The sequence below is a fragment of the Micromonospora sp. LOL_024 genome, assembly GCF_048060415.1.
Classification (GTDB): Bacteria; Actinomycetota; Actinomycetes; order Mycobacteriales; family Micromonosporaceae; genus Micromonospora.
The window spans coordinates 1-1,181 of the sequence record NZ_JBHMIS010000141.1; the positions used below are offsets into that span (position 1 = coordinate 1).

The following is a 1,181-nucleotide window of genomic DNA, read 5'->3' on the forward strand; positions in this document are numbered from 1 at the left end:
ACCACAACCAGCCAACGAGCGATCAGCAGCCGAAGCCACGACCCGCCGTTGCAGTACTAACTCCCCCGAGCAGCCCTGCGAACATTGAAGAGGAGGCCGGTTCGCCGCAGGCTGCGATCGAGGCGCGGGCTGAACTCATCACGAACCTGCTCAGCCAGGCACCTCACCCGACGATCACGCTGGTGGAGATCCCCAGCCCAGAACGGCACGAGCGCAAGGACGGCCAAGCCCATATCAAGTTCGCGCTCCGAAGCGCGCTACTGCGCACTGGGCGGCACAGCCAGTTCGCCGCCCGACTCGTTCTGCCAAGAGAGGCCCCTGACCACGCGGCCAACACCACCCGTACCCGGTTCGGTGCTGCCATCGACGATCTCCTAAGGCAACTGGGAGTGCGTCCGACCGCCCTGCCATCGCCGACACGGAATACACTCGCTCGAAGCCCTGCCCTGCTGGCGATTTGGATGGTCGGCCAGAGCAAGAGCAGCGCTTCGAGGGCAAGGATGCAGGTGCCCATCGCATTGCTCGCTGACCCGAGCGGCCAGAGGGTGCTGGTGCGTACGCCTAAAACGGCATGGCAGCCTTTGCACACAGGGCTACTTGAGATAGGCCGAGCTCACGCCGATACCGATCTCGTGTATGCGCCGAGAGACACCATGCGGTTCATTAACGAAGCTGTAGAGAAGGCCGTCGGCACCTACTCCGACACGCTTCTTCTTACGCACGCGCAAAATTTGTGGAACTCCTGGAATTACTTGACGAACAGCCGCCTAGAGGTGGACATGCTGGACTTCGGTGGTGGCCTACGGCACTCGATCACCAGCATGCGCGGCCTGAGGCATGTCCGCGTGCGTACTCCCGAGGGTGGCGAGACGCCTGAATGTTACGGAATAGACGGCCACCAGGTTGGTCAATCGGCAGGGCTTTGGCGATACATCAATCCCAGACTTTCGGCAGTACTTCGAGAAAGCCAGCTACGCATACGAACGCGATGCATTCCGAGTCGAAGATCGTGCCGGGAGCGCGTGCCGGTGGACGGTCGCCAAATCTTAAGGCGCAGGTGTGGAACACCCAGTTCGTCGAGCTGTGCGTAGCTGGCCTCCAGGAAAATGACCAGCCCGAGCATTGAGGTGATCTCAGCAAGGATTCGGTAGGTATCGGTATTCGAAGTGGGTGAGGTGGAG

Annotated in this window: 1 protein-coding gene and 1 pseudogene; one reads left to right on the top strand and one right to left on the bottom strand. The window is 61.1% G+C overall.

Annotated elements, in window-relative coordinates:
• Window positions 1–83 precede the first annotated feature (83 nt).
• A pseudogene (locus ACFHWY_RS28570) lies at window positions 84–869 on the top strand (RNaseH domain-containing protein); the annotation flags it as partial.
• Window positions 870–907: 38 nt separating this feature from the next.
• Here ACFHWY_RS28570 and ACFHWY_RS28575 read toward each other — a convergent pair.
• The coding region (locus tag ACFHWY_RS28575) for a hypothetical protein (protein ID WP_416583339.1) at window positions 908–1,181 on the bottom strand (274 nt) is incomplete at its 5' end.